Consider the following 8,159-nt stretch of genomic DNA (forward strand, 5'->3'; position numbering starts at 1 on the left):
CTCCAGGGCCGACACCTCGCCGCCGCGCACGGCGGCGGCGAGTTCGGTGGCGGGCCTGCTCCACAGGGGCGTGGCTTCGGGCATGGGGGGCTCTCCTCGGCGGCTCGTCGGCCTCGTTCCGATGCGGTCGCATCGGAACGGAGTGAACCCTAGCCCGGAACCGATACGCTTGCATCGGAATATCGGAGGGCGCGGCGGACGAGGAGGACGGGCATGCCGAAACAGGTGGACCACGAGGGCCGGCGCCGGCGGATCGCCGAGGCCGTCTGCCTGCTGGTGGACGAGCACGGGCTGGAGGGCGTCACCCTGCGGGACGTCGCCACCCGGGCGGAGGTCTCGATGGGGGCCGTCCAGCGCTGCTTCCGCACCAAGGAGGAGATGCTGCTGGCCGCGCTCGCGCACGTCGGCGAGCGGGTCACGGCGCGGGTGCGGAACCGGCTCACGGCCGGCCCGGCGCAGTCGGCGGCCACCGAACTCGGGCTGGTGGCGGGGGAGGTGGCGTTGCTGCGCGAGGAACACCGGGCCGAGGCCAGGATCTGGCTCGCCTTCGTCGCCGGGGCCGCCGTCAACCCGGGGCTGGCGGCCACCCTGCGGAGCAGCTACGCGGCGCTGGAGGAGCTGATGGTGCGGCTGGTCGCGGAGGCCGCGGGCGGGGCGGCGGTCGGCGCGTCCGCGTTGGGCGGGGCGGCGGCCGGTGGACCGGTCGGTGGATCGGCGGCCGGTGGATCGGCGCTGGGTGGGGCGGCCGCCGGCGGGGCGGTGGACGCGCGGACCGAGGCCCGTACGCTGCTCGCCCTCGCCGACGGGCTCACCGCGCACGTGCTGGTCGGGCACCGGACGGTGGCGGAGGCGGAGGAGGTCCTGCACGCGCACCTGGCCGGGCTCTGGGCGCGCTGCTGAACCGGCAGGCGGCCGAAGCCTTCGCCCGCTGTTGTCGCCCCCGTCACCGTCCAGCCCGTGGATGGTCGGCGACGGAGGCGGCCGGGTCGGGCAGGATCGGGCCCGACGTCACCGGAGACGCCTGTCGGACACTCGTGTTGGGAGAGCCTGCCGTGACTGCTGTGGAGATCCCCGGGTCCAAGTCCATCACCGCCCGGGCGCTGTTCCTGGCCGCCGCCGCCGAGGGCGTGACCACCCTGCGCCGGCCGCTGTCCTCGGACGACACCGAGGGCTTCGCGCAGGGGCTGGACACCCTCGGGTACCGGATCGAGCGGACGCCCGGGGCGTGGCGGGTGGAGGGCCGCCCGGCCGGTCCCGCCGTACCGGACGCCGAGGTGTACTGCCGCGACGGCGCCACCACCGCGCGCTTCCTGCCCACCCTCGCCGCCGCCGGCCGCGGCACGTACCGCTTCGACGCCTCCGCCCAGATGCGCCGCCGCCCGGTCGCCCCGCTCACCCGGGCGCTGCGCGAACTGGGCGTGGACCTGCGGCACGAGGAGGCCGAGGGGCACCACCCGCTGACGGTCCTCGCCGACGGCGTCCGCGGCGGTGAACTCACCCTGGACGCCGGGCAGTCCTCGCAGTACCTGACCGCGCTGCTGCTGCTCGGCCCGCTCACCCGGGACGGCCTGCGGATCACCGTCACCCGGCTGGTCTCCGCCCCGTACGTCGGCATCACCCTGGCGATGATGCGGGCCTTCGGGGTCGAGGTGAAGCGGGAGCGGACGCCCGTCGGCGAGCTGTTCGAGGTGCCCCCCGGCGGCTACCGGGCCGCCGACCACCCGATCGAGCCGGACGCCTCCACCGCCAGCTACTTCTTCGCCGCCGCGGCCCTGGCCGGCCGGGAGGTCACCGTCCCCGGTCTCGGCCGGGACGCGCTCCAGGGCGACCTGCGCTTCGTCGACGTGCTGCGGCGGATGGGCGCCCGGGTGGACGTCGGCGGCGACCGCACGACGGTGGCCGGCGAGGGCCCGCTCGGCGGGATCACCGTCAACATGCGGGACATCTCCGACACCATGCCCACCCTCGCGGCCATCGCCCCCTTCGCCACCGGGCCGGTGCGGATCGAGGACGTCCACAACACCCGGGTCAAGGAGTGCGACCGCCTGGAGGCCTGCGCCGACAACCTGCGGGCGATGGGCATCACCGTGGCCACCGGGGACGACTGGATCGAGATCCGGCCCGGCACGCCCCGCCCGGCCGAGATCACCACCCACTCCGACCACCGGATCGTCATGTCCTTCGCCGTCACCTCGCTGCGCACCCCCGGCATCACCTTCGACGACCCGGGCTGCGTGCGGAAGACCTTCCCGGGGTTCCACGAGGCCTTCGCGGCGCTGCGCGCGGAGTGGGGGGTCTGACCGGCGCCGATCAGACCCGGCCCGGGAATCCCGGTTGCCAGGCGGCGGCCCCGGCGGCGAGGATTCCGTTCGTGTCCGAGACGGTGTTCGAGACGGTGTCCGACGGGCCCGGGCTGCGGCCCTACCCCAAGATCCCCGCCCGGGGCCGCTCCGGCGGGCCCGGCAGCCGCGAGTGGACCGCGGCCGAGAAGGTGCACGGGGCGCACTTCGCCGTGGTCTGCGAGGGCGGTTCCGTACGGGCCGCGAAGCGGCGCGAACTGCTGGACGACGAGGGGCTGGACGGCTTCTTCGGGGTGAGCCGGATCTGGCCCGAACTGTCCGTCGCGGCCGCCCGGTTCGCCGCCGCGGTGCGCGAACCGTGGGGCGCCGCCGCCGTGGTGACGGTCTACGGCGAACTGGCCGGCGGCCGCTACCCGCACCCCGGGGTGCCCGCCGTCCCCGGCGTCGACCCGGTCCAGACCGGCGTCTGGTACGCCCCCGGCCTGCGCTGGCTGCCCTTCGACGCCACCGTCGAGACGCCCGAGGGCCGTTGGTGGATCGCCGACCGCACCCTGCGCTCGGCCGCGCGGGCCGCCGGACTCACCTGCGTGCCCCTGCTCGGCCACGGCCCGCTGAACACCCTGCACGACCTGCCGGTGCGCTACCCCAGCCGGGTGCCCGCCCTGCTCGGCCTGCCCGAGCTGCCGGACAACCTCGCCGAGGGGTACGTCCTCAAACCGGCCGGGGAGTGGCACGAGTCCGGCGTGGCCCGACCGCTCGTGAAGGTCAAGCAGCAGGCCTTCGCCGAGGACGACCGCTACGACGGCGCCCGCCCGTACCTCCCGCCGCCGCAGGGCGCGGCCGGCGTCCCCGCCTGGCTCCTCGTCCAGGCCTCGGCCCTGCTCACCCCCACCCGCGCCGCGGCCGCCGTCAGCAAGCTCGGCCCGCGCACGGCCGCGCAGGCCGTGGCGGCGGAGATCGCGGCGGACGTGGCGGAGGAACTCGCCGAAGCCGTCGGAGGGTTGGAGCCCGCCGTCCTGGCCGCCCTGCGGCTGGCCCTCGAACCGGGGGCGCGCGCACTCGCGTCCTTCGACGCGGAGGACCGGCGCACCTCCTGACCGCAGGGTGCCCGGCGGCTGCCGTACCTTGATCGTTCGTGGGGGTCGGGGCGCGGGAGGACTCCGCCGGAACGTCCGCAGGAAACTCCTCGGGAAAGTCCGCGGGAGACTCCGCGGGAAAGTTCCTCGGGAAAGTCGTCGGCCGATGTCGAGGCCGGGTTCCGCCGCTCCGACTGAGAGGTGACGGCGCGCCGACGGGGCGCGCGAGACGGAGGGGACACCCGGAATGAAGTACGTCGCGATGATCTACGGCAACCAGGCCAAGTGGGACTCCTTCCCGGCCGAGGCGTGGCCGGAGGCGATCGCCCGGCAGGAGGCGTTCAACACGCGGTACCGGGAGAGCGGGGAGCTGATCGGCGCGTACGGGCTGGCGGACGCGGCGGCGGCGCAGCTGGTGCGGCGGGCGGAGGGGGTGCCGGTGGTCACCGACGGGCCGTACCTGGAGACCAAGGAGTACGTGGCCAGCTTCTACCTGCTGGACTGCGAGAGCCTGGAGCGGGCCCAGCAGATCGCGGCGGACATGCCGTTCGCGGACGTGGAGCCGGTGGAGCTGTGGCCGATCCTGCACGAGTCCGCCGCGGGCGACCTCCCCGTGTGCGAGTGAGCGGAACGACCGGTGCCGTCGAGGGCCTGCTGCGCGAACTGGCGCCGCAGGTCCTCGGCGTGCTGCTGCGGCGGCACGGCGGGGCGTTCGACGCGTGCGAGGACGCGGTGCAGGAGGCGCTGCTGGCCGCCGCGACGCAGTGGCCGCAGGGCGGGGTGCCGGCCAACCCGAGGGGCTGGCTGGTGACGGTCGCGGACCGGCGACTGGTGGACCAGGTGCGCAGCGAGTCGGCGCGCCGCCGCCGGGAGGAGGCGCTGGCGCTGGCCACGCCGCAGTCGGCGCTGCTCGCCCCCGCGGCCGACGCGCCCGACCCGGCGGCGGACGACTCGCTCGCGCTGCTGTTCCTCTGCTGCCACCCGGCGCTGTCCGTGCCGAGCCGGATCGCGCTGACCCTGCGCGCGGTCGGCGGCCTGACCACCGCGCAGATCGCGGCCGCGTTCCTGGTGCCCGAGGCGACGATGGCGCAGCGGATCAGCCGGGCGAAGCAGACGCTGCGGACCGCGGGCGGGGGAGTGTTCCCCGGTGGCGGAGCGTCCCTCCCGGAGGGCGGGGCGGGGCGGCTGTCCGAGGTCCGGCACGTGCTGTACCTGGTCTTCAACGAGGGCTACACGGCGAGCGGCGGCGAGGAGCTGACCGCGCCGCGGCTGTCCGGGGAGGCGATCCGGCTGACCCGGCTGCTGCGCCGGCTCACCCCCGGGGACGCCGAGACGGCGGGGCTGCTCGCGCTGATGCTGCTGACCGACGCCCGCCGGCCGGCCCGCACCGGGGCGCACGGCGAGGTGGTGCCGCTGGACGAGCAGGACCGCGGCCGGTGGGACCGGGAACTGCTCGACGAGGGGCTGGAGTTGATCGCCTCGGTGCTGCCGCGCGGGCAGGTCGGGCCGTACCGGGTGCAGGCCGCGATCGCCGCGGTGCACGGGGAGGCGGCGACGGCGCGGGAGACGGACTGGCCGCAGGTGCTGGTGCTGTACGACCTGCTGCTGCGCCTCGACCCGAACCCGGTGGTCGCGCTCAACCGGGCGGTCGCGGTCGCGATGGTGCACGGGCCGGAGGCCGGGCTGGCGCTGGTGGCGGAGCTGGCCGGAGACCGGCGCCTGGCCCGGCACCACCGGCTGCTCGCCGTCCGGGCGCACCTGCTCGACCGGCTCGGCACCGACCCGGCGGCCGCCGCCCGCGCGTACCGGGAGGCGGCGGCCCGGACGGCGAGCGCCCCGGAGCGGCGCCACCTGACGGCCCGGGCACAGCGGTTGGAGGGGGCGGAGAGCACGGGCTGAGCGGAAGGGGGGCGTGAGCCGTACGGCCGCGCGCCGGATCGCTGTCGCGCAGGGGGTTCTCGGCGACCGGCTCTTATTGTACTGTCCGTCTAATAAGCGGGTGAGCGGGAACCCGCGGAACAGCCACCTGGAGGCAGCCATGGCTCTCACCTGGCAGACGGGACACGGCCACACCACGGCCGACGACGACGTCTCGAAGCGGCTGCTGGAGTCGGCCGCCACCCTCTCCTACGACCCCTCGACCGAGATCGACTGGGACGCCCCCCTCCCGGACGACCACTACGGCCTCAACCCGGAGTGGAGCACGCTCTACGGCACCCGGCTGTGGGACGAGATGACCGAGCGCCAGCGGGTCACGCTCACCCGGCACGAGGTCTGCTCGATCATGAACACCGGCATCTGGTTCGAGATGATCCTCCAGCAGATGGTGCTGCGCGACCAGTACCTCAAGAACCCCGCCAGCGCCGAGTTCCAGTTCGCGCTCACCGAGATCGCCGACGAGTGCCGCCACTCGATCATGTTCGCCCGCGCCTGCGCCAAGATGGGCGTTCCCGCCTACCGCCCCAACAAGGTGATCGCCCAGGCCGGGCGCGCCTTCAAGGCGCTCGCCAGGGGCGAACTCGCCTACGGCGGAACCCTGGTGGCCGAAGAGGTGCTCGACGTCATGCAGCGCGACTGGATGCGCGGCGAGAACGTGCTGGAGATCGTCCGCGGCACCTCCCGGATCCACGTGGTCGAGGAGTCCCGGCACATGAAGTTCGCCCGGCAGGAGATCCGCGAGCGGATGCGCCACGCGAGCCCGGCCCGTCGGCGCGCCTCGGCCACCGGCATCGCCCTGGGCGCCTACGTCATCGTCACCAGCATGGTGCACCCGGGCGTGTACAAGGCCGCCGGGCTCGACGTGCAGCGGGCGCTCGCCGAAGTGCGGGCCAGCGAGCACCGCAAGGCGATGATGCGCACCAGCTCCCGGCACCTGATGGCCTTCCTCGCCGAGGCCGGGCTGCTCACCAGCCGCTCAGCGGCCGTCTACCGCCGGGTGCACATGCTCTGACGGACCGTCAGCACCGAGCCGCCCCATCCCCCACGCGCAGCGAGGACCCACCCCGGCCATGGCCTACGCGATCACCCAGACCTGCTGCAACGACGCCTCGTGCGTGTCCGTCTGCCCGGTCAACTGCATCCACCCGACCTCGGACGAACCGGAGTTCGGCACCACCGACACGCTCTACATCGACCCGCGGGCGTGCATCGACTGCGGCGCCTGCGCGGACGCCTGCCCGGTGGACGCGGTGTTCCCGGTCGACCGGCTGCGCGGACCCGCCACCGTGTTCGGCGACCTCAACCGCGACTGGTTCCGCGACCACCCCACCGACCACGCCTGGGGCGCGCCCAGCTTCCCGCGCAGCCTGCCGGGTGAGCTCGGCACGCTGCGGATCGCCGTCGTCGGCACCGGCCCGTCCGCCGGGTACACCGCGCAGGAACTGCTGCGCGGCACCAGCGCCGAGATCACCATGATCGACCGGCTGCCGGTCACCGGCGGCCTGCTGCGGCACGGCGTCGCGCCCGACCACCAGTCCACCAAGCGGATCGCGGAGAGCTTCGCGAGCGTCTTCCACGACCCGCGGCTGCGGATGCACCTCAACGTGGAGATCGGCACGGACCTCACCCACCAGGAGCTCGCCGCGCACCACCACGCGGTGGTGTACGCGGTCGGCGCCGCCGCCGACCGCCGGCTCGGCATACCCGGCGAGGACCTGCCGGGCAGCGTGCCCGCGACCGCCTTCGTCGGCTGGTACAACGCCGAACCCACCGTGCCCGCCGACGCGGTGGAGCTGTCGGCGGAGCGCGTGGTGGTGATCGGCAACGGCAACGTCGCGGTGGACGTCGCCCGCATCCTGCTCACCGACCCCGACCGGCTCGCCGCCACCGACATCGCCGACCACGCCCTGGCCGCGCTGCGCCGCAGCCGGGTCCGGGAGGTCGTGCTGCTCGCCCGGCGCGGCCCCGGGCAGGCGGCGTGGAGCAGGGCGGAGTTCCTGGCGCTGCGGCAGCTGCCGGGCGTCGAGGTGGTGGTGGCGGACCACCCGGAGGTGCGGGCGGCGATCGAGGCGGCGGGGGCCGGGACCGGGCCGGGTGCGGGGGCCGGATCGGGTACGGGGGCGGGGGCGGGGGCCGGATCGGGTACGGGGGCGGCGCTGCTCGCCGGGCTGCCGCTGGTGCCGCACGACGGGGCCGCCGCGCCCGGGCCGGGGCGGCGGATCGTGCTGCGGTTCCTGTCGGCGCCGGTCGAGCTGTCCGGGGAGGGGCGGGTCGAGGAGCTGACCGTCGAACGGACCGCCCCGGCGGAGGACGGCAGGGTCGAGGGCACCGGGGTACGCGACGTGCTGCGGGCCGGGCTGGTGGTGCGCTCCATCGGGCACCGGGGCGCCCCGCTGCCCGGGCTGCCGTTCGACGAGCGGACCGGGACGGTCGCGCACCGGGCGGGACGGGTCGTCGACCCGGCGACCGGACAGCCGCTGCCGGGGACGTACGTGGTGGGCTGGGCCAAGCGCGGGCCGTCCGGCGGGATCGGCGCCAACCGGGCCTGCGCCCGGGAGACGGTGGGCGCGCTGCTGGACGACGCGACCGCCCGCGCGCTGCCCGTCCCGGCGGCGGGGCGCAGGGAGTTCGAACGGCTGGTGCGGAAGCGGCGGCCGGACGCGGTCGGGCTGCGGGAGCTGCGGGCGGTGGACCGCGCGGAACGCGAGCGGGGCGAGGCCGAGGGGCGGCCCCGGGTGAAGCTCGCCACCGTCGCCGAGCTGCTGGCGGCGGGGCTGCGGCGGTAGGGCCGGTCCTCGAACTCGCGTCCGCGGGGCCTCGCACAGGACGTGCGCAGGACGTCGGG

The 8,159-nt window shown here is 75.6% G+C and carries 7 protein-coding genes; all 7 read left to right on the forward strand.

Annotated features, from left to right (window positions below; all coding sequences use genetic code 11):
- Positions 1–213: 213 nt before the first annotated feature.
- The 7 genes from ACFU6K_RS22885 (at position 214) to ACFU6K_RS22915 (ending at position 8,100) form a co-directional block, all read left to right on the forward strand.
- On the forward strand, positions 214–900 hold the full coding sequence (locus ACFU6K_RS22885) for a TetR/AcrR family transcriptional regulator (RefSeq protein WP_380665815.1): 687 nt from the start codon (positions 214–216) through the stop codon (positions 898–900).
- Between the two features lie 152 nt (positions 901–1,052).
- Positions 1,053–2,300, forward strand: coding sequence for a 3-phosphoshikimate 1-carboxyvinyltransferase (gene aroA / locus ACFU6K_RS22890; RefSeq protein WP_380665817.1), 1,248 nt, complete (start codon positions 1,053–1,055; stop codon positions 2,298–2,300).
- A 71-nt stretch (positions 2,301–2,371) separates the two neighbouring features.
- Positions 2,372–3,397, forward strand: a complete 1,026-nt coding sequence (locus ACFU6K_RS22895) for an RNA ligase family protein (RefSeq protein ID WP_380665820.1) — start codon at positions 2,372–2,374, stop codon at positions 3,395–3,397.
- A 226-nt stretch (positions 3,398–3,623) separates the two neighbouring features.
- Positions 3,624–4,001: a YciI family protein gene (locus ACFU6K_RS22900; RefSeq protein WP_380665822.1), complete on the forward strand. Its 378-nt coding sequence runs from the start codon at positions 3,624–3,626 to the stop codon at positions 3,999–4,001.
- Positions 3,998–5,275, forward strand: coding sequence for an RNA polymerase sigma factor (locus ACFU6K_RS22905; RefSeq protein WP_380665824.1), 1,278 nt, complete (start codon positions 3,998–4,000; stop codon positions 5,273–5,275). Before ACFU6K_RS22900 ends, ACFU6K_RS22905 begins: the two co-directional genes overlap by 4 nt.
- A 139-nt stretch (positions 5,276–5,414) precedes the next feature.
- Entirely contained in the window at positions 5,415–6,326 is a 912-nt protein-coding gene (locus ACFU6K_RS22910; RefSeq protein WP_380665826.1) for a diiron oxygenase, read from the forward strand.
- A 58-nt stretch (positions 6,327–6,384) separates the two neighbouring features.
- Positions 6,385–8,100 (forward strand): 4Fe-4S binding protein, encoded by a 1,716-nt coding sequence (locus tag ACFU6K_RS22915; RefSeq protein WP_380665828.1) that lies wholly within the window; start codon positions 6,385–6,387, stop codon positions 8,098–8,100.
- Positions 8,101–8,159 lie beyond the last annotated feature (59 nt).

It is taken from the genome of Kitasatospora sp. NPDC057512 (genome assembly GCF_042802135.1).
Classification (GTDB): Bacteria; Actinomycetota; Actinomycetes; order Streptomycetales; family Streptomycetaceae; genus Kitasatospora.